This is a genomic window from Filifactor sp., from assembly GCF_057248345.1.
The window spans coordinates 1-25,186 of sequence record NZ_DBHIIC010000020.1 but is presented as its reverse complement, the minus strand read 5'-3'; the positions used below and the strand labels follow the sequence as shown (position 1 = coordinate 25,186).

Genomic DNA, 25,186 nt, shown 5'->3' with positions numbered 1-25,186 from the left:
TAGGGAAAGTGTTCCCTTTCTGTTTTGTCACTGATTGACACACTTAAAAAGGTCTACTTTCTATTTTTTGAAAGGTTATAATTTTATTTCTATGATAATGGATAATCTGTATTCCATTAGGTTTTTATATTCCATCAGAATCAAAAATTCGATTGATTATTTTTGCAACAACAATCAAAGGAAAAAGTACATCAATTTTACGAATAAAAGAATGAGTTACCGTATGATATAGGTCTGTATGAAAGACTCATATCAATTATGAAACAAAATGAAAAAAACTTGCGTTTGAAATGCGATAGTGATATAATTCAGTTAAATCAATATTTTTAAATCTAAAAGAGTTATTGTAATAAAATTGCACGTGAAAGGAAGTGTGTTGTAATTTTAGAATTGTTGCAAATCATATTTTCGTTTGTAAATCTCGTAATTTTGGTAGCATTGATTTATCTGGTGTATCAGTATTTAAAAAATAGGAGGTAAAGTTATGAAAAAAATAATAAGTTTTCTCTTGTTAATTGTTTTAATGAATATGACATCTATGAATGTATTTGCTGAAAATAAAGAAATAGATTTTACGAAATACAATGATTTTAAAATTATGGAAATTAAAAATTTTCCTAAGGATGTAGTACCTATTGAAATAAATAGTGAAGAAGAATTAGAAGATTTAATATCTGAGTTTGCTGAAAACAACATAGATATCCAGTTAAATAATCGTATTCAACCAACAAGTTCCGGAAACTATACTGTTAGGATATCAGGTAAAAAAAGAGTGGGAACTGGTAATATAAATTTATATGCAGATGTTGATTGTTATCACTATAACAATTATAGAGAAATTAAGGGGGCATCTAATATATATACTACACTCACAGGATATACATTAGGAACTACATGGGAAGAAAAGAATATCGATTATAGTATAAATGATGGTACTCGAATAAAACTTTGGGCTGATGGAACAATACACATATACATCTTGCTTGATGGAATAGGTAGAGTGATATCTAAAGATACAAGTGTTACGGCGTCATATAGTCTATATTAGAAAAATATTTATAGCAATTCTTTTGTAATTGGATTTAAAATTATTGATTGTGTAATCAAATATATAACAATAAATTTTATAAAAAAAGAGGATGATTATTCATCCTCTTTTGCCGGTTCTAAGACCTTTATTCTACGCTCCAACTCAGGGCGTTCAATCCATATTTCCTTTTGACAAGTCTGACATTTCATTCGAAAATCCATTCCTACCCTTGTAATCAGGAACTGATTTCCTCCACAAGGATGGTTCTTTTTTAGGGTCACACGATCGCCAATGTTAATTTTTTTCGGTTGATACATAAGCTCCTCCTTATTTTGTCCTGTTTGAAAGAACAATATGTTTCTTCAAATGTGTTTTTATTTATGAAAGGATAAAAAGTCCAATAAAAAGTTATACTCATACAAATAAGGCAATATTTTGCTCTTTTGTAACCATTCTGAAAATCCCAAAATACTGAAACTTTGGATAAGAGGTTCTAAAAGGGCAATAAGAACGAAGAGATAAGCAATTCCTTTTATGGTACCGAATAGAAAACCCTCTATCTTCTGTAAAAATGTGGCATTTTTTTTGAATCCCAAAAGGGCAACTCTTAATAACAGAACGAATCCTAAAAATACGATAAGACAGAAAACAATAGATTCCCATGGAAAAAAGTTCATAATTGGAAACATGGAACATAGTATACTGATGATACTGTTTTGTGTCCATTTAAAGAAAGCTTGAAACCACTCTGCTTTGTTAACGGATTCAAAAAATAATTGGTATGCTACTTTGGTTAAAAAGTAGGAACCGAAAAATTTGACGGTATCAAATATAATATATCGAACACCTTTGATATATCCTCGTGATGCGTGATATACCAAAAATATAAAAATTGCTAAATCGACTCTTGTATATCCTGACAAAATAGAATTCACCACCTAATCGTTGTTGTTAGAAATCATTTTGGATGATTTTCATTTCATTTTTGAATAAAATCATAAGTGTATCATCTACCGGTATCACTTTAACGATGTCTTTTGAAAATTGTCGTCTGTTATAGTTACATAAAACGGCATTTTGTGTATAGTAGATAAGTTTGTCATCTACTAAAAACATATCGATAATGTTTTCTTGTGAAGACAGTTGATCGGTGTTCTGAAACTCGGAATTCATCACTTGAATGGAATTATCTTTTGTGAGCAGGTAGATATTTTTTTCATTTGCTACAATTTTTTTCAATACCAGAGGAAACTCCAAACTGGATACCTCTTCAAATGCAGTATCGGAAGTTAAGATAGAGTTGACATCAAGCATCAAGACTCTGTTTTTTTGAAAAAGAAGTTGATGAATAATGACATCGTTGATTTGGTTTGCATATTGCAATTCTCCATTGCGATTGTAGAAGTACACGCTGTTTTCAAGAGAACTTCCGGTTCTAAAGAATCCAAACACTGCAAAATGATCATTTTTGTCACCTTGAATCAAAGTAAGGGTTACATTCGGATAGGTGATGTCGTTAATCAAATTTCCATTTTCTGAAAACAACTTGATTCCTTCAATGTACACATCAGTGAAATAATGGACAATGAAGTTACCGTTGTCTAAAGCAATGATTCTCTTTGGAAGATAGTCTACAGTGACTTGATTGACGATATTACCTTTTCCATCCAAAATATATACATTCTTTTTTGCAATATCAAGGAGAAAAATACGATTTTTTGATGTGGAGATGCTATAGTTGTCTGCATTGATGGTGACATCAAATCTTTCCGACCCATCTGTTTCTATCAATTTTAAGCTTAAGCCGTCATACATTAGTAGACCATGTGAAAATTCTTCTGCGTAATTGTTGTTTGAGTAACGAAATGCAATGTCGATACTTGTGTTAGGATTTGCAATAATAAATTGTTTTTTTAAGTATCGAATGGTCAAAGGATTGCAGAAAAGAATGAGGAGTACTATGACGGTAATAATATTATTTCGTTTCATAAAAAACCTCTCTTGAAGATTAGGTTTATCGATTACCTTACTTTTTTAAATGATACCCTAATTGTTTATCTCTTTATTGTACCTAAAAACAGAACAAAACTCCATACTTTTGTTCTGTTTTTTACGAAAGAAGAAAAACAATTCTTATGTTGAAAAAAATTGGATTTCTTCAGCATAAGAATTGTAAAGGAAACTGTTTTGTGAAATCGACATTTTTTATTCATCTTGTAACAGTTTTTCAATAATGGAAGAAAGGTCTTCTTCTTGAAAGTAGAAGAGGCTCAATTTTCCTTTTTTAGAGGAGCCTTGTAAGGTGACTTTTGTTCCGAGTTTTTCCTCCAACTGTTGCAACAAGTCATTGAGATAGACATCATACTGTTGTTTTTCTTTTTGTTTCCACTGTTTGATTTTCTTTTCTGTTGCACGAACGGAGAGATTGTGTTCAAGAATGGCATGGAGTAATTTTTTTCTCAGGTTCAGATTCTCCAAAGAAATTAACGAGCGACCGTGTGCTTCAGATATTTTTTTGTCAATGAGAGCCTGTTTTGTTTCATCATCCAATCTCAATAATCTCAGTTGGTTTGCAATATAAGGTCGACTCTTTCCAATCAGTTTTGAGAGTTCTTCCTGCGTATAGTTTTTTTCTGTCATGAGTGAAGAGAGTGCTTCTGCCTCTTCCAACGGATTCAAGTTTTCTCTTTGGACATTTTCAATTAGAGAAATTTCTCTAAAATCAATTTGATTTCGTACAATACAATTCGCATGTGTCATCTTGTTCAACAACATGGCACGATACCGTCTTTCTCCTGCTATAATGATATATTGATCATTGTGCTTTCTGACAATGATGGGAGATAAGAGACCGTATTGTTTGATAGAAGAAGCAAGCTCTTCAAGTGCCGCAAGGTCAAAAAATTTGCGTGGCTGACAGGGATCGGGTATGATTTTTTGAAGTTCGATTGTTTGTAGTTCCATTGAGATTCCACCTTTATAGAGGTTCTTTACTTGGTTTTCCGGCCTTTCGAGGATATTTTTTGGATGTGCCTTCTATTTTTTTGATAATCAAAATAGAATGTTCCAAGTCGGTCGTTCCGATTTTTACCGGAATACTGTCCTCTACTTTCGCACCGAGGAGCTTTAATGCTGACTTGGATTGTATGACTTCCTGTGCTGCCTGAGGTCCTTTTTGGCAGATAAAAATTCCACCGATTTTTAGAAAAGGAATGGTGTATTCCAACAAGACAGGAAGTGATGCAACTGCTCTTGAAACGGCAAAGTCATAGCTTTGACGATATTCTACCTTCTGTGCAAGATCTTCTGCACGTCCGTGAAGATACGTCATATCTTCAAACTGTAGGATTTCATCAACTTCTTTTAGAAAATTGATACGTTTGTTCAAAGAATCAACCAAAGTCATTTTTAGGTCTCGTCGCATAATTTTTATCGGAATGGAGGGAAAACCTGCTCCCGTTCCGATGTCTATAACAGTAGCATTCTCAGGAATGGGATAGACCGAAAGACAGGAGAGGGAATCCAAAAAATGTTTGGTATAGATTTCATGTTCTTCTGTGATATTAGTCAGGTTCATCACCTTATTTTTTTCCAATAGATGTTCCATATAGGTATGAAAATCGGATTCCTGTTTCTCTGTAATCTCTTGATTCCAAAGTGCCAATCCATCTTTCAAAATTGTATTTTTCATAAAAACTCCTTCTATTCCTGTGCAGTATGAGACTGCTGTTTCATGTAAATCAACAAAACGGAAATATCGGCAGGAGAAACACCTGAAATTCTTGACGCCTGTCCGATATTGAACGGTCTGATTTCATTTAATTTCTGTCTTGCCTCCAAACGAAGTCCTTCAATAACGGAATAGTCCAGACTTTCAGGAAGTTGTCGTTTTTCCAATTTTCGGAATGATTCCACCTGTTCAATCTGTTTTTTGATATAACCTTCGTATTTTGCAGCAATCTCTGCTTGTTTTTGGACTTGAACCGGAAGAGATTCCTGTGTTTTTCCGATAGAGGAAAGCAGAGGATAAGTGATTTCCGGTCTTTTTAGCGCATCATACAGAGAAATGGTTCTTGTCAAAGGAGCTTTCTGCATTTCTTCCAGTAGATGATTGATTTCTTCCGGTTTGAGTTTTTCTTTTTTCAAACGGTTGATTTCTTCTGCAATCTGTTCTTTTTTTTCTAAGAATCGTTCATAGCGTTCCGATTTGACCAATCCAATCTTATATCCAAGTTCGGTCAATCGAAGGTCTGCGTTATCTTGACGCAGAAGAAGACGATACTCTGCACGAGAAGTCATCATACGATAAGGTTCGTTTGTTCCTTTGGTAACAAGGTCATCAATCAACACTCCGATATAGGCTGTCGCACGATCCAAAATAACAGGTTCCAAACCGTCAATTTTTCGGCTTGCATTGATTCCCGCCATCAGACCTTGTGCAGCAGCTTCCTCATATCCGCTTGTTCCGTTGAATTGACCGGCGCTGAAGAGATTTTCTACCCCCATGATTTCAAGAGAAGGTTTCAATCGAAGAGGATCGATACAATCATACTCGATTGCATAAGCAGGGCGCATCATGTGGCAATGTTCCAATCCAAGCACTGTATGGTACATTTCAAGTTGTACTTCGTATGCCATGGAGCTTGAAAATCCTTGAATATAGTATTCTTTGGTATCCAATCCTTCCGGCTCGACAAAAAATTGATGACTCTCTTTGTCCGAAAAACGAACAACCTTGTCTTCAATAGACGGGCAGTAACGAGGTCCTTTGCTGTCGATAAATCCACCATACATGGCAGAGCGTTGCAAATTTTCGCGTATAATATCATGTGTTTTTGATGTGGTTCTTGTCAAGTAACAGACTACCTTATTTCCTTCCGGTAAGTAGTCGTTCATAAAAGAGAACGGTTCGATTTCTACATCTCCTTCTTGCAATTCCATTTTTGAAAAATCAATGGAATCTGCATGAACCCTTGCAGGAGTTCCTGTTTTGAATCTTCTAAGAGGAAGATTCAATTCCTTTAGACTCTCAGTCAAGTGTTCTGCCGGAAGTTGTCCAAGTGGACCTGACGGAAAGTTGACTTCTCCCATAAAGACACGACCGTTTAGGAACACTCCTGTTGATAAAACAACTGCTTTTGCGAAATATTCGCAGTTTAATTTGGTGCGAACACCGGATACACTTTTGCCGTCATGAATCAAAGAGGTAACCTCATCCATGACAATATCGAGATGTTCCGTATTTTCTAATACTTTTTTCATTTCTCTGTGATACAAATTTTTGTCAGCTTGTGCACGAATGGACTGTACGGCAGGACCTTTAGAAGAATTCAAAGTTCTGCTTTGGATAAAACTTCTATCAATGTTCAGTCCCATCTCTCCACCAAGCGCATCAATCTCTTTTACCAATTGACTTTTTCCTGTTCCACCGATGGCAGGATTGCAAGGCATGTGTCCGATTGCATCGAGCGACAGGGTGACCATCAATGTTTTTTTGCCCAAACGAGCAGATGCCAAAGCAGCTTCACAGCCCGCATGGCCTGCACCGACTACAATCACATCATAACTTCCTGCATGAAAAAACATAATAACTCTCTCTTTCTATCTCTATTTTTTGTAACCTGATTTTATCTATCCTCTAAATAACGAACCGGAGAATATAAGCTGTTCTATTTTTACAAAATAGATTGAAACAAGATTCTCCGATTATTTGAATGAAACGCTGACTTACAAAGTCCTTAAGCCTTCCTTCATCTTTTTTATTTAATAATATTGTCTTTTTACCACTTTATTCCTATAATAAATTTAATATCCAAAAAAGTCAATGATGAAACAGAGGGGTGAAACATCCTCAATCATTTCAGTTTCAAAGAGAAGAGGTAATAGTATGCAACTAAATTTCATTCAATTTCTCATCGTGTGTCCGTTGGTATTCTTAGCAGGATTTGTCGATGCGATTGCCGGAGGTGGAGGATTGATTTCTCTGCCTGCTTATTTGATTTCAGGAATACCGATTCATATGGCAATCGGGACCAATAAACTGAGTGGCTGTCTTGGTACGGGACTTACTACCTATCGTTTTGCAAAAAAAGGATATATTCCCTATAAAATTGCATTCTTTGCAGGGATTACCGCATTTATCGGAGCATCTTTGGGTGCGAAATTATCGCTTATTATAGAAGAAGAGTTTTTATTGAAATTGATGTTAGTGATTTTGCCTCTGACAGCATGGTATGTGATAAGAGGAGTTTCTTTTGAAAAGGAAGCGTTGGCTTATTCGTTCAAAGAGACTGTGGTAAGAGTATGTATGGTAGCATTTGTTGTTGCAGTCTATGACGGGTTCTATGGACCGGGAGCGGGAACATTTATGTTATTATTGCTAGTGTTAGTCGGACATCTCAATATAAAAGAAGCGAACGGAGTCGCTAAGGCAATAAACCTTGCAACAAATGTTGCTGCACTGACCGTTTTTTTCCTTCATGGGAAAGTCTTGCTTCCGCTTGGACTTATGGCAGGAGTATTCGGGATACTGGGAAACTATATGGGAAGTAAAGTATTTATGCAAGGAGAGGCAAAATGGATGAAACCTATGATGATTATAGTCTTGGTCATCTTCTTTATTCGGGTGGTCATTCAGCTTATGGGAATATAAAAAACGGGTGATGGAGTTTAGATAATCCAAAGTATATTTTGGTGCAGAATAAAGACAGTAAGACATTTATTCTGTTTTGTGATAGCATAAAAAACAAAATATTTTCTTGTTATCGTGACAGATTCTAAAAATGAAGTTTGAAATGGAGAGGTTAGTATGGATTTTTCGGAAGCATATCATCGTTTTTGGAAAGAGTTCGGAACACATAAAAAAATGGTATTATCTTCTTCTGAAGATGATGTGGTCAGTTCACGAATGATGAGCATTGTTTGTATCGGAGAAAAATTATATTTTCAAACAGATAAAACGTTTCGAAAGTATAAGCAAATTAAGAACAATCCCAATGTGTCTCTTTGTATTGACAATATCCAAATAGATGGAACTTGTTATGAAGTGAATCCACCTTCTCAAAATCGAGTATTCAGCCGAGCCTATCAAAAGCACTATCCTTTTTCTTACGAACATTACTCCTCTTTAGAATCAGAGTGTGTCTTTGAGGTAACGCCGAATTTTATTGAGAGATGGCATTATATCGAAGAAACGCCATGGATAGAGCAAATAGATATTGAACATAAGAGATACTCCATGGAAGAATATCGGATAAGATAAGAGTGAAATGCGAGTAATATCATTTTTTACGAAAGAATTTTTAAATGAATCACAGAAGTCAAGTATCGAAGGTTATTCTTTCTAAACAGAAAGCTCTCAACAATATTGTTGAGAGCTTTTGTATTGATTAGATGTTTTTAACAAGGTTTTTGTTAACGCTGTGAATTAACGATAGTTTTCTGCATGTTCTTGGAAGTAAGCTTTTGGATGTTGACATACAGGGCAACGTTCAGGAGCTTTTGTTCCTTCAAATACATATCCGCAGTTGCTGCAGTACCAAGTAATTTTTTCTTCTTTTTTGAATACAGAACCTTCTTCTACATTCTTTGCTAACAATCTGTATCTTTCATCATGAGTTTTTTCAATTGCTGCAACTTGTGTGAACAGACGTGCAATATCTTTGAATCCTTCTTCTTCAGCTTCTTTTGCCATTGTTGGATACATATCTGTCCATTCTTCATTTTCTCCTGCAGCAGCTGCTAACAAGTTTGTTTTTGTATCAGCACTGATTCCATCTAACAGTTTGAACCACATTTTAGCGTGTTCTCTTTCGTTTCCTGCAGTTTCTTCAAAGATAGCTGCGATTTGGTTGTATCCTTCTTTTCTTGCTGCAGAAGCGAAGAAAGTATATTTATTTCTTGCTTGAGATTCTCCGGCAAATGCTTTCCATAAGTTTTGTTCTGTTTTTGTTCCCGCTAATTCTTTCATTCCTTTTAATTCCATGATAATGTCCCCCTTTTATTCATTTGAAAAATATTTTAAATAGCTAATATAATCTAATCTTAATATGAAATCATTATAAAGTCAATTAAAAATGATTAGCTTTTTTTTCAAAAAAATGAACAATATCGTACAAACGTTGATATATAGACATTTTATAAAGAAAAAAATTTTTAGAAGAGTTCCCCAAACTCTACTTTTTATTATCAATTGACTTTCTCAAATGAAACTTAAGATGTTTTTTCTATACCCATAAAATACAAATTAACCACAAATTATTCAAAATTTATCAATAAATTTTGTAAGTATAGAGAAGAATCGGGGTAAGATGAAAGTAACAGAAAAAAACATCCGTTAGATATTGACAAGAGATATCGGAATGTTTAAACTGAATGGATGTAGAATAAATCGTTGACGAGAACAGTAGTACAGTGGAAGGATACAGAGAAGGATGGAATTGCTGAGAACATTCTGACCGATACTGATACGAAAACCATCTCCGAGTGGCTCTAATACAGCCCGGTGATTCCGTTATCATCAAAATGAAGTGGTGTAAGCAATTAGGGTGGAACCGCGGTATGAGAGTCATATCGTCCCTATCACAAATCATTTTTTTACGTTGTGTGAAAGAATGTGTTCGTTTTGTTTTAGGTGAGTTCTGTTGTGTACACTATTTTTTATTGGAGAAAATAATTCCTCCGTTTGATGGTACATTGCAGACACAAAGAAGAAAGGGAGAGGAAAACTATGAAAGTAACATTGAAAGACGGCTCTGTGAAAGAGTATGAGAGCAGTAAATCAGTATATGAAATTGCATCCGACATCAGCCAGGGACTTGCAAGAGTAGCTTGTGCCGGAATGGTTGACAATGAAGTGGTAGATTTAAGAACAGTGATAGATCAAGACTGTGAGTTGAGCATATTGACACCGACAGATGAAGAAGGATTGAGAACGATTCGTCATACTGCATCCCATGTATTGGCAGAAGCAGTAAAGCGTGTATTTCCGGATGCGAAACTTGCAATCGGACCTGCTATTGATACAGGATTTTATTATGATATTGATCATGCGCCGTTTACAAGAGAAGATTTGGATACATTAGAAAAAGAAATGAAAAAAATCATCAAGGAAGATGAGAAGATTACAAAGTTTGAATTACCGAGAGATGAAGCTATCAAGTTGATGGAAGAAAAAAATGAGCCTTATAAAGTAGAATTGATTCAAGACCTTCCCGAAGATGCAGTAATTTCTTTCTACCAACAAGGAGAAGGGTTCATTGATTTATGTGCAGGACCTCACTTGATGAGTACAAAGGGAATCAAAGCCTACAAATTGATTTCTTCTTCAATGGCATACTGGAGAGGAGATTCCGATAAAGCACAATTACAGAGAATTTACGGAACGGCGTTCAATAAAAAAGAAGAGCTTGCAGATTATTTGGTTTACCTGGAAGAAATCAAAAAGAGAGATCACAACAAGCTGGGTAGAGAGATGGAATTATTTACTACCGTTGATGTAATTGGACAAGGACTTCCTCTTTTACTTCCAAAAGGAACAAAGATGGTTATGAAATTACAACGTTGGATTGAAGATTTGGAAGATCGTGAATGGGGATATGTCAGAACAAAAACTCCTTTAATGGCAAAATCGGATTTATATCGAATTTCAGGACACTGGGATCATTATAAAGAAGGAATGTTTGTACTTGGAGATGAAGAGGTGGATAAAGAAGTGTTTGCACTTCGTCCTATGACTTGCCCTTTCCAATACTATGTTTACAAGAATACACAAAAATCCTATCGTGATTTGCCATACCGTATGGGAGAAACTTCTACATTGTTTAGAAATGAAGACTCCGGAGAAATGCACGGTTTAACTAGAGTTCGTCAATTTACAATTTCAGAAGGACACAATGTGGTAAGACCGGATCAGGCCGAAGAGGAATTGCAAAATTGTTTGAACTTGGCAGTACATGTCCTATCTACATTGGGATTACGAGATGATGTGACATTCAGACTGTCAAAATGGGATCCGAACAACAGAGAAAAATATTTGGGAGACGAAAGCTATTGGGAAACTACACAAGCTGCTCTTCGCAATATTTTGGTAGAAAAAGGACTCCCATTCAAAGAAGCGGATGGAGAAGCTGCATTCTACGGTCCAAAAATTGATATCCAGGCAAGAAACGTGTACGGAAAAGAAGATACTATGATTACCATTCAATTAGACTGTGCAATTGCAGAGAACTTTGACTTATATTATATCGATCAAGACGGTGAGAAGAAAAGACCATATATCATCCATAGAACATCACTGGGATGTTATGAAAGAACATTGGCTTGGCTGATTGAAAAATATGCCGGTAAATTCCCAACATGGTTGTGTCCGGAACAAGTAAGAATTCTTCCTATTTCCGATAAATATGCAGACTATGCAGAAAAAGTGAAAAGAGAGTTGGCTCAAAACGGAGTAGATGTTACGGTAGACCATCGTTCTGAAAAGATTGGATTTAAGATTCGTGATGCAAGATTGAACAGACTTCCTTATATGTTGGTTGTTGGAGAAAAAGAAGCAGCGGATGGAACTGTATCTGTACGCAGTCGTTATGCAGGAGATGAAGGAAGTGAAGCAGTAGATTCCTTTGTAGACAGAATCTGTAAAGAAATCCGTACTAAAGAAATCAGAAAAGAAGAAGTAGTGGAAGAAAATAAATAACAAAAAAAACAATGCTTATTTGAAATTAAAATAAGTTGTAATATCAAAACACCCTGTTTACAAAATGTCGCAAATAGGGTGTTTTTTTGATGTAATATTTCATTTACTGTTCAATTGCAGAAATATAATAGAATTCCTGATCTTCGGTACGAATTCTCCAGCAAGGCATGGCACGTGCAGATTCCGTTGTAACGATATTGGAATTTTTTTGTGGTGCATAGTAATAGACCAATTCTACATCAGTAATCACAGAATGGCTCGGCATACGGGATGCTGCAAGTGCGACTGCTTTTAATGGAGAAGAGATTTCCCTCTGTTCATAAACGGTAGATTCGACTTCGATATTGATTTTTTGAATATTTAAATTTTGATTTTTTCTATCAAAGTGATATGTTAAAAAAGCTTCTTCTAAAGGTTTGCTATGATATATAGGTGTAAAATAATACCATGTATTGAACGCATCCTCTTTTTTGTACTTCAGAAAAAATGATTCCGTTGTAAAGTAAGTGTTGTTAAACCGTTGCACATAGGAATCCAATTTTTCATCTTTTTTGATGACCATAGCTAAAGGAAGATTGATGCTCAGCTTTTTATTCCGATGAATTTTGGTATACATCGGATAATCTTGAAATAATTTCGGGTAGTCTTCTTCGGACAATTCAGGATAAGAAATATCAATCGGTGCCATTGTATCATCGTATTCTATCAGACTTGCCTGTAGAAGAATCTGCTTTTGATCGAGATACTGTTGTAAGTGCTGTTCCATTTGAATAGAGTTTTGTGAGGCCTTTCGGTATTTATAAAAGTCAAGAGAGATACTCACAACAAACAGAATATTTACAAACAACAGGCTGATAATCAAATAAGTTTTCACTTTATTCCAATTCATACAGCACCTCCTTCGTATAGATATTGAGGTAGTAGTGTTTGTGATTCCATGTGATGCGATAACAAGGAATCAAAGTAAAATCTTCCTGCATCCAGTACACCATTTTAATTTCATCAATCGCATCGAAAAAAGAAATGTTGTCAAGAGAAGGATGTTGTTGTTTTAGAGTTAGATATAAGGTATCTAAAAGCTCAACAGGAGTTTGGACACTTTCTGCTTCTTGCAAAGAAATGTCAGAGAACTTGTACTGGTATCCAAAAAATTTATAGACATCTTCTCCAACAACACTTACTTGAATATCGTAGAAATTTTTTTTGGAATCAATCGGCAAATCGATAAAAATATGTTTGAACACAAACTTTGTTCCCGGAATCCCATGAATTCTGATTGGCTCATAGTGATGAAGTCGAACGTCGGATAAAGGGTATCCGATATTTGTCATAAAATCCACTGCTGTATAGAATTGAGTGGTGACAGAAGTGTTTTCCGTACTGAAGTTTTCATTGATATATTCAATACTGCCGGTTGGCGAAATACGCAAAATTTGTTGTCCGTAGTTGTAGGAATAGATTGATTTTCCATCCGTTTCTATAATTTTGTTCAACAGATCATATTTTTTTGCAAACAGAGTTTTAGCGATTTGTTCCTGCATAGCAGAATTCAGTAGCGTCGTTGTTTGATAAATTGCGAAGTTGTTGATTGCATCGTTGCTGATAACTGCATAACTCTTGCTTTTGAACAAAAAGTTCAAAGTGTAGTATATTTTGTGCTTGGAAGATTTTATCTTATCTAAAAATGGAAATCGATTATAGTCTGAAGTATCGAATTTTAAGTATCCTTCCTTTCCCTGTACATAGATAGCTTTGGTATCCACAGACGGAATATAAATACTGGAAACGGTAGACAGACCGACAAAACAATTCTCTTTTCCAAACAATGACATGGAGAGGAAACTTGCATTTGTTTCCGGTGAAAAAATCAGCTCAATTCCTTTTTTGTTCTGTGAAAAAGGATAGTTTTGCTTTTCAAAAAAAACCGGTTTTTGACTGACGTTGATTGTTTTATTTAACTGATTGACAATCTGTTGAAAATACTGTTTAGAGTCTTTCACATCCCTTGAAATCTGATTGTTCCCGAGATAAAAAAAGACATCGGAAGGAAGTACGGTTTCTCTGAACGCAGTATTGACATCAATGTTATGAAGTGTCGTTTTTGGTTGTAAGTTCTTTGGTATCAAATAAAATTTTGCAAAAAACAGAAAAAATGCGGACAGAAATAACATGATTAACAAGATAGATTTCCGCTTTTCGTTCAATAGTTTCATACTCATTCTCCTAAAATAAGTTCATACGGAAAGAAAGTCAGCATAAAAAAAATTCCGAAGTGTTGAAAACAGGTAACACCTGCTTGAAATATTGCTGAAAATCACCCGTTATACTTATCCTTTTCTCTTTTTTTCATCACATATTGTGAGAAACAGAATCTAACGGATAAAAAAATATCATGATAATATTTTATCATGATATTTCAAAATTTACTATGTTATTGAATTTTTCCAATATTTTGTAATGCCTTTTTCAAATCGTTCTTATCAACAATATTGATGATTCGACCATCCTTTATCACTTCTGATTTTCGAGTTATCTTTGCAATAACAAAGACGTTCTTAGAAGGAGATACGTCCAGTTCCTTACTGAACACTCCCAATGCTCCGACAGTAATTTCAATCGGCTCCGTATTGCAAACATAAGTGTTACGGTCAGATTTTTGGTATACTTCTATGATTACTTTATCTTTTGCTTTTCCAACTCCGGATATAAGAATTGTTTTTGCGGTAGTTGATGAAGTGATGGTCTCCGGTGCTGTAAAAATAGGAGTTTCATCTTCCTTCAATGTTTCTAGAAATTGATTGACGTCATTTGACGACATCTTCGTTATTTTTGGAGCTGCGAATACAAAAGAAGTCATACTGCACAGTACAAACAAAAGCATTCCGATCAACACCCATTTTTTCATTCAGACCTCACCTCTTTTCCATTTCTAATACATCATAAACTCATATCATAGATAGTATATCGTTCTTTTATTACAAAATAATTACAACACGATTAAAGATAGCTTACAGTTCTGTCGGGTTCATCGGTATGGAAATTGTAAACGTAGTCCCCTCTTCTAACACGGACTGAACGGTAATGGAACCTCCATGTTCCTCAACAATATGCTTTGCAATCGACAGTCCAAGCCCTGTTCCTCCTTGTTGACGGGAACGACCTTTGTCCACACGATAGAATCGATCAAAAATATGTTCTACATCTTCTTTTGGAATTCCGATTCCGTTATCTTTAATCACTATGTTCAGTATACCCTTTGAAACAGATAAAGACAAGATGATTTTCCCATTTTCCTCAGTATATTTGATTGCATTGGATAAAATATTGATGATAACTTGTTCCATCTTGATTCTATCCATCCGAAGTTTTGGAGATTCCGGCAATAGATGGGATACAATTGTTTGATTTTTGGAACGGTAGTACAGCTCCATCTTATCCATCGAATCCTGAATCAGACTGTTGATATCCGTATCATCAAAGTTCCATGTTTCTTTTTTGAAGTCGATATGAGAAAGCTGTAACAAATCTCGGATGAGGGATGTCATACGGTCACTTTCTTTGACAATAACCTCCATAAACTTCCTTGAAATATCGTAATCTTCCAATGCTCCGTTCAACAATGTTTCCGAATAAGTTCGAATTGTTGTAATCGGAGTTTTGAGTTCATGAGATACGTTAGCAACAAACTCTTTTCGCATATTATCCAATCGTTCATGTTCCGTAATATCTTGGAACAGCACGACATATCCGGTTAGAGTATTACTTGTGTCACTGAACAATGCTGAGGAAACCGATAGAATTCTACCATTTACTTCGATTGTAAAATCCGAAGGCTTCATACCTTCAGAAACTTCTGCATTTTGTTCAACAATACGTTTCAAACACAAATCAATGTGAGTTTCAGGAAGAAAAATATCATCAAAATACACCTTATCCTTCATAGAAACATCCAAGAGACGTTCCACGACAATATTACGGTGGATAATTTTTCCTTGTTCATCAATCGCAATCAAGCCATCTTCCATGTGTTCGATAATGGCATTGAGCTTATCCTGTTCAGAAGAGATTTCCATTAGAGTTTTGTGAAGTCGTGATGTCAAGTAGTTAAATGACTTTGCCAACTGCCCAATCTCATCATTTGATTTGATTTCTGCACGTTGAGAGAAATCTCCCTTTGAAATCTCAATAGCCTTCTTCTTCAAATCATTGATCGGAACGGTAATAGAAGTTGACAGAAGGTATCCTAAAACAATGGTTACAAGCAATACAATCAAGGTTGCGTTAAAAAAAATGATATTAGCATGATTGAGCATTTCATCCGTCTTTTCAAGAGAAGCTCTCCCATAGATAATATATCCCTTATCTTCAGGTAAAGTTTTGGGATAAGAGAATGCAATATGTTCAAATCGAACGGAAGATAAATCTTTTTGCATGACTGTTTTGCTGGATACCGTATTTTCGGACAACGCAAGGAGAACATCGACATTCATCTCATCCATACTTTGTCGATCTAATAAATTTTCATTGGTAGATGCGACAATCATTCCGCTTTTGATATCGATAACAGAGATTTCATATCCGGCAGGAAGCGTTGTATTCATCAGGGTTCTTTGCAAATCATACTGTTGATTCAAAACGCCGGTATCAGAACGGATACTCTCATTGACCAAGTTGTTGGAGGCGGAAGTTAAACTCTTTTGAACGGAAGAAATATTGTATTGTTGCAGTTGGTTGGTAATAAACAACCCTGCAATCGCCATGGAAACAAATACCAAAACAAACTGAATCGAAATCAGTTTCCAACGAATACTCTTAAACAAGCACTATTCCCCCTTAAATAGATATCCAACACCACGTTTTGTCAAAATATAAGTAGGGTTAGATGCATCATCTTCCAATTTTTCTCTCAGACGACGAATGGTTACGTCTACCGTACGAATATCTCCATAGTATTCATATCCCCAAACCTGTTTTAAAAGTTGTTCTCTTGAAAATACTTGGTTCGGCTGAACTGCTAAAAATTTCAACAGTTCGTACTCACGAACCGTCAATTCCAAAACAGTATCATTTTTTGTAACAGAGTACTTACCGGTATCAATCACTAAATTCTTGTGTTGAATCAAGTCGGAATCAGTAGAGTTGTTATTTGGCATAGAAGTACGGCGAATATTTGCTTTCACACGAGCAATCAATTCACGCAAACTGAATGGCTTTGTAATATAGTCATCCGCACCGAGCTCCAATCCCAAAATTTTATCCACCTCTTCTTCTTTGGCAGTCACCATAATAATAGGAACGGAAGATTTTTCACGAATATGCCTACAAACATCAAATCCGTTCATTGACGGCAACATAATATCCAATAAAATCAAATCGACATTCTCCTGAATCCCTTTTTGGTATCCTTCAAGACCGTCGAATGCAGTAATGATATCGTAACCTTCCCTTTCCAAATTAAACTTAACAATATCAGAGATAGGTTTTTCATCTTCAATAATTAAAATAGTATTTTTCATCATTCATCTCTCCTTCTGAAATTTTAGAAAAGCAACTGAACTTTGTTTCAAGTTGCAATTCAACCACAGTGGACGATAACATTGTTTGTTATAGTTTACAACAAAACATCGAACAATGTCAAAATTTATCCAATAAAAAGAGCAAAGTTGAACCGTAACAGAAAAATTCAGGGTGGAAGATAAGGAGAGAAAAAAGAGTTGTAGAGGAAGAGCCATCTTTATTTGTAGTTGTGAAAGAGAAAAAAAGAAATCCGGATAATAGCAGAAAATATCAAAAAAAAAAACATAAAACATGGGTATATAGAGAAACAACAACAAATAATACGATTGACAATTAGTTGACAACAAGTAATCGTAAAAAAAGAAGAATAAGAAAAAAGAAAAGGGAGAAATAAGAACGGTATTTCGACCAATCTTTCATTTTGACGGGAACATTCAAGGAGAAATAATAGCATATTAAGACAAGGTATGATATGATAAAATAGTATATAGAAAAAGGAGGAATCGCTATGGCAAAGCATTCTGCAAAGAAAAAAACAAAAGTGATTTCCATTGCAAATTCTAAAGGTGGATCCGGAAAGAGCACCACAGCATCTATGTTATCCATCGCATTAGGGCAATTAGGATACAAAGTTCTTGCAATCGACTGCGACTCCCAAATGGACTTGACAAATACGATGGGATTCACAGTCGACGAAACGTTGACAGAATTTGGCTTACAACTGATTGATTTCAACAAAACCATCTATCAAGCAATGAAAAATAAAGACGATTTATCAAAATATATCACTCCAACAAGATATGATAATGTAGATATTGTATCCGGAGATGACTATATCAGTAAAATAGAGTACGACTTACATCATGAATTTCAACGTGAGTTTTTATTGAAGAAAATCAGTTCGGACTTGGTAGCTAAAAATGAATATGACTTTATCATATTCGATACATCTACCTACTTGGGAGATTTATCTGCAAACATATTGAATGTATGTGACTATGTCATCATACCTGTTCCAATGGCGATGTTTGGAATTAGAGGGATTCGCACCTTCCTAGATTTTTTCAATCAATTTTCAGTCATGAATGAAAAATTGGAAGTTCTTGGAATTTTGACAACCTTGTATAAACCGAGCAATAAAATTATGAATAGTAGAGGACAAGCATTGATTGAAAGCGTATTTGGAAAAGATATGTTGTTTCACACCAAAATCAACTTAGATACATCTGTTGAAAAAGCACAGTGGAACAGTATTGCAGTATTGGAGTTTTCTCCAAACAGCAAAGCTGCAATACAATATATGGACTTTGCGAAGGAGGTTGTGAAACGTGTCAATGAAAAAGCTTGATTTGGGTTCCAAAATGAATTTTGGAAACGCAAGACGGCCTGAATATTCTTTAGCCACACAAAAAGAAAACATCCTTACAGAAGAACAGGACAATATTGTTCGCATCCAAATTGATAAACTGGAGTCAGCACCGGAAGAATGGAATTTTTATCCGGCATTACAAGGAGAAGAATTCGATCGGTTGGTACATTCCATCTTGGTACATGGCTTGTTGCACCCTATTGTAGTTCAAAAGAAACAAGACAAGACAATGATTTTATCCGGACATAACCGAGTAAGAGCCTATCGTTTTATTCGAAGCAAAATACAGGAGTTAAAGTCTGAGAAACAGGGTGAATTGAACGGAGTTGACATCAGTCAATTAAGCGCCAAAGATTTTGATGAAATTTATGCTATCATCAAAGAAGATTTGTCAGAAGAAGATGCAAGAGAAATTATCATTGATGCAAACTATGCGCAACGACAACTGGGACAAAAGTTATTGACCAGAAGTATTATAGAAAAATATAAAATTATCCAACAGAAAAGAAAAGAAAACACAGGAGATTACAAAAGCAGAAAGACGAGAGAAATTGTAGCAGAGAGCTTTCAGATGAGTGGTAGACATATCGATCGTTATCGAAAACTGGAAAATCTCAATCCAATTCTGTTAGATTGGTTCTATAGAGGGAAGATTTCATTGGAAATGGGAGCTAAGATTGCGATGATGAAACCGATTATTCAAGAAGAAATTGCAGTAAAGTATCTTGATTTCATTTTGAAATATCCGGCACAGACACTACAATACTTCAAAGCCGGCATGACAAAAAAAGACCTTGCAGAGATGAAGGAGGAAATCTTGGAGGAAAAGAATATCTGTAAGATTTCTTTTGTAAGGGATGGAGTACATTATAGTGTAACTTTGCAAGAAGAAAGCCAAATAGAAGAGATGATATCCTTGCTTAAAACATGGAATATAGAATGTTAAGAGAGTAGATTGAAACTAGTATTTAAAAAGTGGACGTTATGTCCACTTTTTTTGAGAATCGAAAATAATAGGAATAAAGAATAGAAAAAAAGATACTCTTTCAATGAATACGGATTGAAACAAGACGAAACGTAGCATTATGATGAAATGATAAACAGGAACTTAATCATATTATGGTACAAAACAATACAAACAGGGTATCTATAATTAAGTAGTATTGAAGTTTTGCTGAATAAAAACATCAAACAAAAGATAAAATATAGAGGAAATATCTCAAAGAGAACTCAGTGATATTCATAAAAAGTGGAATGGAAACGAATCAATGATAAGGAAAAACAATCAAATAAAAATAACGAGACAAGTTAAGAAAAGGAGATACTATGAAACTCATATCTTGGAATGTTAATGGAATCAGGGCATGTGTCAAAAAAGGTTTTTTAGATTTTTTTAAGGAAACAGATGCAGATATTTTCTGCTTGCAAGAAACAAAGTTGCAGGAAGGACAAATCGACTTGGAATTGGATGGTTATCATCAGTATTGGAACTATGCGGAGCGTAAGGGGTATTCCGGAACGGCAATTTTTACCAAACAAGAGCCTCTTTCTGTAAGTTACGGACTGGGAATCAAAGAGCACGATCAGGAAGGTCGTGTTATTACATTGGAATTTGACAAATTCTATATGGTAACTGTCTATACACCAAATTCCAAAAATGAACTGTTGAGATTAGATTATCGAATGGTATGGGAAGATGAGTTTCGTTCTTATCTTCTTCGATTGAATGAAACCAAACCTGTCATCGTATGTGGAGATTTGAACGTTGCACATCAGGAAATTGACTTAAAAAATCCTAAAGCAAATCAAAAAAATGCCGGATTTACTATGGAAGAGAGAACAAAGATGAGCACACTTTTGGATTCGGGATTTATTGATACCTTCCGTTTCTTCTATCCTGAGTTGGAAGGCGCATACAGTTGGTGGTCTTATCGTTTTAATGCAAGAAAGAACAACGCCGGATGGAGAATTGACTATTTCTTGACCTCAAAAGAGCTGAAAGACAACTTAAAAGGTGCAAAAATTTATAGTGAAATTTTGGGTTCTGACCACTGCCCTGTAGAATTGGAGTTAGAATGGTAGACTTTGTTTACTGCGGTATCAAAAAAGTGTAAACCAATAGATAAAACACGTTCAAGAATGAGAGATGGAATATGATACAAGTGATTGTGGTAGGAGCTTTGAAGGAATCCTATCTAAGAGAAGGACAACAGTATTTTTTGAATGAAATCTCCAAACGAGAAGAAGTGGAATTGATTGAGTTGGAGGATGAAAAAGTTCCTGAAACGGCATCTGAAAAAGAATTGATGATGATTCGTCAGAGAGAAGGTCAAAAAATACTAAGTAGGCTTAACCGATTCAACATCGCTATTGCAATGGATATTGATGGGAAACTAATGACAAAAGAGAAGTGGAACGATTTGTTCCGTCAGAGTAGAACTCGGGGAAAAGGACTAAGCTTTATTATTGGAGGAAGTGTCGGTTTGAGCGAGGAAGTCAAGCAGAGAGCAAATCTTCGAGTGAGTTTTTCAAGACTTACCTTCCCTCATCAACTCTTTCGATTAATGTTATTGGAAGAAATGGCTGATGTTCTCATATAACAGTATACAACACGACAAGACGCACTATATATAGTATGTTTTGTTGTGTTGTTTTATAATAATATACTTATTGTAGTGTGACTATCTATTTATGAAATTGCTGTTTTCAAGTTTTGAAATCAGTTTGATGGACTGAAGTTATGCTCTTGTTGTAGGACATTGACTTTTGCCTCTTTTACAACGAGTTGAGATGTCAAATTCAATATAAATCTGAAACACTGAGTGAAAGAACAGAATAAATAGTTAGAATCAAAAATTGGAATAGAAATCGAAATAGCATGATAGAATAGAAAAATAGAATAGAAAAATAGAATAGAAAAATAGAATAGAAAAATAGATAGAATAGAAAGATAGAATAGAAAAATAGAATAGAAAAATAGAATAGAAAAATAGAATGGGAAAATAGAATGGGAAAATAGAATGGGAAAATAGAATCAAAACACTTAGAATAATATGATTTGCTCATCCTTTTATGAAAAGGAGATTTTTTTATTATTGAAACAGTTGGAAAATACATATTTATCGCAATATTACTATAAAAAATATAAATTTCTTAAAAAAAGTATATCATCATAGAGAAAATAGTATATAATGAAAGGTATGTTTTTGGTGTCATACTCTGCCAATTCGGAGTGAATGGGATTTCTTTTTCTACACAATGATGAGCTTTTCAGTGGGATAAGTCAATAGACTTTGGTCATAGATTGTCGAACCGATCCTATTGTGAATCAGATGTTTGTCAAAAAACGGACAGGCACAATAGAAATAGAAAAAGAAATCATAGAACAAACACTTAAGAATATGATACTATTTTAAAGAAAGAACAGAAAAAAGATAGATTTTTTCGTGGAGGAACTTATGAATATTTTAATTATTGGAGCCGGAAAAGTAGGAGAAGCTCTTATTGAAAACCTCTCTAAAGAGAAGCATGATATTGTTGTTGTTGACGAAAAAATAGAATTGGTCGAAAAACTGGTAGATACCTACGATATTATAGGTACTGTCGGTAACGGTGCATCTTATGATGTGTTACTCAATGCACAAATTAAGAAAGCGGATATGTTGATTGCAGTAACAAACTCAGATGAAATTAACATGCTTTGTTGTATTATTGGGAAAAAGTTGGGTGTAAAGGATACTATAGCACGTGTTAGAAATCCGGAGTATTCTTTGCAACTTGAGTTGTTGCAAGATGAAATGGGAATTGATATGGTAATCAATCCGGAATTTGAGGCGGCAAACGACATTTTTCGTATGTTACAATTCCCGTCTGCATCGACTGTTGAAACCTTTGCAAAGGGACGTGTCAACATCGTAGAAGGAAGAATCAGTGAAAACAGTGATTTGATTGGTGTATCCTTAAATGAATTACGCAAATCATCCAAATTGGACATTTTGATTTGTGTTGTTACCAGAGATTCAGAAGTGTTTATCCCACGTGGAGACTTCGTTTTGCAAGAAGGCGATGGAATTTATGTAACCGGAACAACACAGCAACTAATCCTATTCTTCAAACAACAAGGAGTTTATAAGAAGAATGTTCGAGATGTTCTTATGATAGGAGGAGGCAAGATTTCCTATTACTTGACACAAAAATTGATTAAACAGGGTATCAAAGTTAAAATTATCGAACGTAATGAACACAGATGCTTGGAATTGAGTCAAAAATTGAAAGAAGCGACGATTGTCCACAATGATGGAACCTTGCACGAAGTATTGGATGAAGAAAGATTGGCACGATATGATGCCTGTGTTACATTGACAGGAATTGATGAAGAAAATATTGTGACATCAATCTATGCTGAGAGCCTCGGTGTACCAAAAATTGTTACCAAAATCAGTAGAATCAACCTTGTTCCAATCATCGAAAAAGTAGGACTTTCAAGCTATATCACACCGAAACACATTATGGCAACACGAATTGTGCGCTATGTAAGAGCAAAACAAAATACACAAGGAAGTAATGTAGAAAGACTTTATCGAATTATTAACAACCAAGTAGAGGCACTTGAATTCTATGTGTCAGATAAATTTGAACAAATCGGAGTAACTTTGGAAGAAATGAAATTGAAAGAACATATTTTGATTCCATATATTTTGAGAGGAAACACACTGATTTATCCGACAGGGAAAGATATTATCTGTGAACATGACAGAGTAATCGTTGTAACAACACAAAAATATTTACGGGATTTAAATGATATTTTGGAAGGAAATGATTATGAACTATAGAATGATACGGTATCTTATTGGAAAAATGATTCGCATTGAAGCGTTGTTACTTCTGGTTCCGACATTGGTGTCCGTTTATTACAGAGAACCTATTGCGAATACACTGTTCATGATATGTGTCGGATTGACTGTGATTGGTTCGGCCTTATCCTATGCAGAACCGGATAAATCGGAGTTCTATGCGAAAGAAGGTCTTGTTATTGTAGCGACAACATGGCTTATACTGTCATTATGTGGTGCTTTACCCTTTTATTTGACAGGAGAGATACCAAGCTATGTAGACAGTTTTTTTGAGACGGTATCAGGTTTTACCACGACAGGTTCCACAATCCTAACGGATATTGAAGTGATGTCCAAAGGACTTCTGTTTTGGAGAAGTTTTACGCACTGGATTGGTGGAATGGGAGTACTTGTCTTTGCGTTCGCTCTTTTTTCACAGAGCAGTGTCAACAGTATGTATATTATGAAAGCCGAAGTTCCGGGACATAAAGTTGGAAAATTGGTTTCCAAAATATCTCTTACGGCACGAATTTTGTACGGAATCTATATCGTATTGACAGTAATTGAAGTAGGATTTTTGTATGTAGGAGGAATGAGTTTTTTCGACTGTTGGATTCATGCGTTTTCGACAGCAGGAACGGGAGGTTTCTCCTCACATAATGCAAGTATCGCTTACTTTGACAGCGTTTATATCGAAACTGTCATCACAATATTTATGATATTGTTCGGAATCAACTTCCAGCTTTTCTACTTTTTATTGTTAAAAAAATTCAAAGAATGTTTTGGAAGTGAGGAACTTCGATATTATCTGCTTATTATTTTAGGTGCAATTATTTTAATCAGTTTCAATATTAGAACAGTTGCAGGAAGTTGGGGAGAGGCCATTCGAGGGTCATCTTTCCAAGTGGCGTCCGTTATAACGACCACCGGATTCATCACAAGAGACTATCAGCAATGGCCATTTCTGTCACAAGGAATTATTCTGCTGTTGATGTATATCGGTGCTATGTCAGGTTCCACCGGTGGAGGAATCAAAGTATCACGGATTGCTCTTATGATAAAGAATACTGTTATGGGAATTCGACAAATACAACATCCTAACAGAGTATTCAGTATTCAAATCGAAAACAACCCTATCCCACCTTCCGTATTGAAAGAAATGCAAGCATTTTTGAACCTCTATGTTTGTATTTTGGTGATTTCGATATTAGCACTGTTAGCACAGGGAATGGATTTACTGAGTACCTTCGGTGCAGTGTCCTGTTGTTTGAACAATGTAGGGCCCGGACTTGGGGTAGTTGGACCGGTCGATAATTTCAGCAGTCTGACGGATATTAGTAAGCTTGTCCTATCGTTTGATATGCTTGCAGGAAGATTGGAACTGTTCCCAATGGTTATCATCTTCCTACCAAACACATGGAGAAAAAATTAGACGGTAGAGGGAATATAAATAATAATAGACTCTGACTTCCGTCGTTTCTCTCAAAACCTAGTTACTCTAGGTGTCCAAGAGCATGCAGTTTTGAAAGAAATTGTCGATTTCAGCCTGTGTTAAGTAGAGGGCATCAAGATTGCTAAAGCCAACCATTTTTTTTGATTTTTTCATTAAGGGATTGGTTTCTTGAGATATTGATATATGTATTATCACCTTTATTTACCACCTTAAAATCACGCATAAAGTTAATCGAGTCATAAGAGTTTATTTTATTCTTGAAACACTTGATTTCTAATACTCTTAAAAG

22 protein-coding genes are annotated in these 25,186 nt (G+C 35.2%); 10 read left to right on the top strand and 12 right to left on the bottom strand.

The genetic code is table 11. The annotated features are described in order from the left end of the window. The first annotated feature begins 484 nt into the window (after positions 1 to 484). Positions 485 to 1,048 carry a hypothetical protein gene (locus tag ACO5GE_RS05075; RefSeq protein ID WP_484829844.1) on the top strand — a complete coding sequence of 188 codons (564 nt, stop codon included), beginning with the start codon at positions 485 to 487 and terminating at the stop codon, positions 1,046 to 1,048. Between the two features lie 95 nt (positions 1,049 to 1,143). Here ACO5GE_RS05075 and ACO5GE_RS05070 read toward each other — a convergent pair whose 3' ends face one another. The 6 genes from ACO5GE_RS05070 to mnmG form a co-directional block, all read right to left on the bottom strand. Then, positions 1,144 to 1,347: a DUF951 domain-containing protein gene (locus tag ACO5GE_RS05070; protein WP_484829843.1), complete on the bottom strand. Its 204-nt coding sequence runs from the start codon at positions 1,345 to 1,347 to the stop codon at positions 1,144 to 1,146. Between the two features lie 57 nt (positions 1,348 to 1,404). Beyond that, entirely contained in the window at positions 1,405 to 1,953 is a 549-nt protein-coding gene (locus ACO5GE_RS05065; protein WP_484829842.1) for a hypothetical protein, read from the bottom strand. Between the two features lie 28 nt (positions 1,954 to 1,981). Next, positions 1,982 to 3,019, bottom strand: coding sequence for a DUF5711 family protein (locus ACO5GE_RS05060; RefSeq protein WP_484829841.1), 1,038 nt, complete (start codon positions 3,017 to 3,019; stop codon positions 1,982 to 1,984). Between the two features lie 216 nt (positions 3,020 to 3,235). Continuing rightward, a complete protein-coding gene (locus ACO5GE_RS05055) occupies positions 3,236 to 3,994 on the bottom strand; it encodes a ParB/RepB/Spo0J family partition protein (RefSeq protein ID WP_484829840.1) in 759 nt (252 codons plus the stop codon). A 13-nt stretch (positions 3,995 to 4,007) separates the two neighbouring features. After that, positions 4,008 to 4,721 carry a 16S rRNA (guanine(527)-N(7))-methyltransferase RsmG gene (gene rsmG / locus ACO5GE_RS05050; protein ID WP_484829839.1) on the bottom strand — a complete coding sequence of 238 codons (714 nt, stop codon included), beginning with the start codon at positions 4,719 to 4,721 and terminating at the stop codon, positions 4,008 to 4,010. 11 nt (positions 4,722 to 4,732) lie between these two features. Continuing rightward, the gene (mnmG, locus tag ACO5GE_RS05045; protein WP_484829838.1) at positions 4,733 to 6,616 is read right to left on the bottom strand and encodes a tRNA uridine-5-carboxymethylaminomethyl(34) synthesis enzyme MnmG; all 1,884 of its coding nucleotides are present in this window, start codon (positions 6,614 to 6,616) and stop codon (positions 4,733 to 4,735) included. A gap of 301 nt (positions 6,617 to 6,917) precedes the next feature. Between mnmG and ACO5GE_RS05040 the strand changes: the two genes are divergently transcribed. Continuing rightward, entirely contained in the window at positions 6,918 to 7,682 is a 765-nt protein-coding gene (locus ACO5GE_RS05040; RefSeq protein ID WP_484829837.1) for a sulfite exporter TauE/SafE family protein, read from the top strand. A 156-nt stretch (positions 7,683 to 7,838) separates the two neighbouring features. Then, positions 7,839 to 8,291, top strand: coding sequence for a pyridoxamine 5'-phosphate oxidase family protein (locus tag ACO5GE_RS05035; RefSeq protein WP_484829836.1), 453 nt, complete (start codon positions 7,839 to 7,841; stop codon positions 8,289 to 8,291). A gap of 165 nt (positions 8,292 to 8,456) precedes the next feature. On the opposite strand, the gene rbr is transcribed toward ACO5GE_RS05035, so the two are convergent. Continuing rightward, positions 8,457 to 9,014: a rubrerythrin gene (gene rbr, locus ACO5GE_RS05030; RefSeq protein WP_331657535.1), complete on the bottom strand. Its 558-nt coding sequence runs from the start codon at positions 9,012 to 9,014 to the stop codon at positions 8,457 to 8,459. 744 nt (positions 9,015 to 9,758) lie between these two features. Here rbr and thrS point away from each other — a divergent pair. Continuing rightward, positions 9,759 to 11,726, top strand: a complete 1,968-nt coding sequence (thrS, locus tag ACO5GE_RS05025) for a threonine--tRNA ligase (protein WP_484829835.1) — start codon at positions 9,759 to 9,761, stop codon at positions 11,724 to 11,726. A 103-nt stretch (positions 11,727 to 11,829) separates the two neighbouring features. Here the strand turns inward: thrS and ACO5GE_RS05020 are convergent, their stop codons facing one another. The 5 genes from ACO5GE_RS05020 to ACO5GE_RS05000 form a co-directional block, all read right to left on the bottom strand. After that, positions 11,830 to 12,615 (bottom strand): two-component system regulatory protein YycI, encoded by a 786-nt coding sequence (locus ACO5GE_RS05020; protein ID WP_484829834.1) that lies wholly within the window; start codon positions 12,613 to 12,615, stop codon positions 11,830 to 11,832. Beyond that, positions 12,602 to 13,939: a hypothetical protein gene (locus tag ACO5GE_RS05015; RefSeq protein ID WP_484829833.1), complete on the bottom strand. Its 1,338-nt coding sequence runs from the start codon at positions 13,937 to 13,939 to the stop codon at positions 12,602 to 12,604. Before ACO5GE_RS05015 ends, ACO5GE_RS05020 begins: the two co-directional genes overlap by 14 nt. A 218-nt stretch (positions 13,940 to 14,157) precedes the next feature. Next, positions 14,158 to 14,631: a hypothetical protein gene (locus tag ACO5GE_RS05010; protein WP_484829832.1), complete on the bottom strand. Its 474-nt coding sequence runs from the start codon at positions 14,629 to 14,631 to the stop codon at positions 14,158 to 14,160. Between the two features lie 103 nt (positions 14,632 to 14,734). Then, a complete protein-coding gene (locus ACO5GE_RS05005; RefSeq protein WP_484829831.1) occupies positions 14,735 to 16,546 on the bottom strand; it encodes a sensor histidine kinase in 1,812 nt (603 codons plus the stop codon). 3 nt (positions 16,547 to 16,549) lie between these two features. Then, positions 16,550 to 17,242, bottom strand: a complete 693-nt coding sequence (locus tag ACO5GE_RS05000) for a response regulator (protein ID WP_484829830.1) — start codon at positions 17,240 to 17,242, stop codon at positions 16,550 to 16,552. 509 nt (positions 17,243 to 17,751) lie between these two features. On the opposite strand from ACO5GE_RS05000, the gene ACO5GE_RS04995 reads away from it, so the two are divergent. The 6 genes from ACO5GE_RS04995 (at position 17,752) to ACO5GE_RS04970 (ending at position 24,876) form a co-directional block, all read left to right on the top strand. Beyond that, a complete protein-coding gene (locus ACO5GE_RS04995) occupies positions 17,752 to 18,591 on the top strand; it encodes a ParA family protein (RefSeq protein ID WP_484829829.1) in 840 nt (279 codons plus the stop codon). Further along, positions 18,578 to 19,558 carry a ParB/RepB/Spo0J family partition protein gene (locus ACO5GE_RS04990; RefSeq protein WP_484829845.1) on the top strand — a complete coding sequence of 327 codons (981 nt, stop codon included), beginning with the start codon at positions 18,578 to 18,580 and terminating at the stop codon, positions 19,556 to 19,558. Before ACO5GE_RS04995 ends, ACO5GE_RS04990 begins: the two co-directional genes overlap by 14 nt. A 380-nt stretch (positions 19,559 to 19,938) precedes the next feature. After that, positions 19,939 to 20,694: an exodeoxyribonuclease III gene (locus ACO5GE_RS04985; RefSeq protein WP_484829828.1), complete on the top strand. Its 756-nt coding sequence runs from the start codon at positions 19,939 to 19,941 to the stop codon at positions 20,692 to 20,694. 71 nt (positions 20,695 to 20,765) lie between these two features. Then, the gene (locus ACO5GE_RS04980; RefSeq protein WP_484829827.1) at positions 20,766 to 21,212 is read left to right on the top strand and encodes a 23S rRNA (pseudouridine(1915)-N(3))-methyltransferase RlmH; all 447 of its coding nucleotides are present in this window, start codon (positions 20,766 to 20,768) and stop codon (positions 21,210 to 21,212) included. Between the two features lie 858 nt (positions 21,213 to 22,070). Beyond that, positions 22,071 to 23,444, top strand: coding sequence for a Trk system potassium transporter TrkA (gene trkA / locus ACO5GE_RS04975; protein ID WP_484829826.1), 1,374 nt, complete (start codon positions 22,071 to 22,073; stop codon positions 23,442 to 23,444). After that, positions 23,434 to 24,876, top strand: a complete 1,443-nt coding sequence (locus ACO5GE_RS04970) for a TrkH family potassium uptake protein (protein WP_484829825.1) — start codon at positions 23,434 to 23,436, stop codon at positions 24,874 to 24,876. The genes trkA and ACO5GE_RS04970 overlap by 11 nt, the downstream gene beginning before the upstream one ends. The last annotated feature ends 310 nt before the right edge of the window (positions 24,877 to 25,186 follow it).

Excerpts from the sequence above, each read along its gene's own strand:
- ACO5GE_RS05020 (WP_484829834.1), bottom strand. The coding sequence starts at position 12,615 with ATGAATTGGAATAAAGTGAAAACTTATTTGATTATCAGCCTGTTGTTT.
- ACO5GE_RS05070 (WP_484829843.1), bottom strand. The coding sequence starts at position 1,347 with ATGTATCAACCGAAAAAAATTAACATTGGCGATCGTGTGACCCTAAAA.
- rsmG (WP_484829839.1), bottom strand. The coding sequence starts at position 4,721 with ATGAAAAATACAATTTTGAAAGATGGATTGGCACTTTGGAATCAAGAG.
- ACO5GE_RS05060 (WP_484829841.1), bottom strand. The coding sequence starts at position 3,019 with ATGAAACGAAATAATATTATTACCGTCATAGTACTCCTCATTCTTTTC.
- rbr (WP_331657535.1), bottom strand. The coding sequence starts at position 9,014 with ATGGAATTAAAAGGAATGAAAGAATTAGCGGGAACAAAAACAGAACAA.
- ACO5GE_RS04990 (WP_484829845.1), top strand. The coding sequence starts at position 18,578 with ATGAAAAAGCTTGATTTGGGTTCCAAAATGAATTTTGGAAACGCAAGA.
- ACO5GE_RS05035 (WP_484829836.1), top strand. The coding sequence starts at position 7,839 with ATGGATTTTTCGGAAGCATATCATCGTTTTTGGAAAGAGTTCGGAACA.
- ACO5GE_RS04995 (WP_484829829.1), top strand. The coding sequence starts at position 17,752 with ATGGCAAAGCATTCTGCAAAGAAAAAAACAAAAGTGATTTCCATTGCA.
- ACO5GE_RS05010 (WP_484829832.1), bottom strand. The coding sequence starts at position 14,631 with ATGAAAAAATGGGTGTTGATCGGAATGCTTTTGTTTGTACTGTGCAGT.
- ACO5GE_RS05015 (WP_484829833.1), bottom strand. The coding sequence starts at position 13,939 with ATGAAACTATTGAACGAAAAGCGGAAATCTATCTTGTTAATCATGTTA.
- ACO5GE_RS04985 (WP_484829828.1), top strand. The coding sequence starts at position 19,939 with ATGAAACTCATATCTTGGAATGTTAATGGAATCAGGGCATGTGTCAAA.
- ACO5GE_RS04980 (WP_484829827.1), top strand. The coding sequence starts at position 20,766 with ATGATACAAGTGATTGTGGTAGGAGCTTTGAAGGAATCCTATCTAAGA.
- ACO5GE_RS05000 (WP_484829830.1), bottom strand. The coding sequence starts at position 17,242 with ATGAAAAATACTATTTTAATTATTGAAGATGAAAAACCTATCTCTGAT.
- thrS (WP_484829835.1), top strand. The coding sequence starts at position 9,759 with ATGAAAGTAACATTGAAAGACGGCTCTGTGAAAGAGTATGAGAGCAGT.
- ACO5GE_RS05055 (WP_484829840.1), bottom strand. The coding sequence starts at position 3,994 with ATGGAACTACAAACAATCGAACTTCAAAAAATCATACCCGATCCCTGT.
- ACO5GE_RS05075 (WP_484829844.1), top strand. The coding sequence starts at position 485 with ATGAAAAAAATAATAAGTTTTCTCTTGTTAATTGTTTTAATGAATATG.
- mnmG (WP_484829838.1), bottom strand. The coding sequence starts at position 6,616 with ATGTTTTTTCATGCAGGAAGTTATGATGTGATTGTAGTCGGTGCAGGC.
- ACO5GE_RS04970 (WP_484829825.1), top strand. The coding sequence starts at position 23,434 with ATGAACTATAGAATGATACGGTATCTTATTGGAAAAATGATTCGCATT.
- ACO5GE_RS05040 (WP_484829837.1), top strand. The coding sequence starts at position 6,918 with ATGCAACTAAATTTCATTCAATTTCTCATCGTGTGTCCGTTGGTATTC.
- trkA (WP_484829826.1), top strand. The coding sequence starts at position 22,071 with ATGAATATTTTAATTATTGGAGCCGGAAAAGTAGGAGAAGCTCTTATT.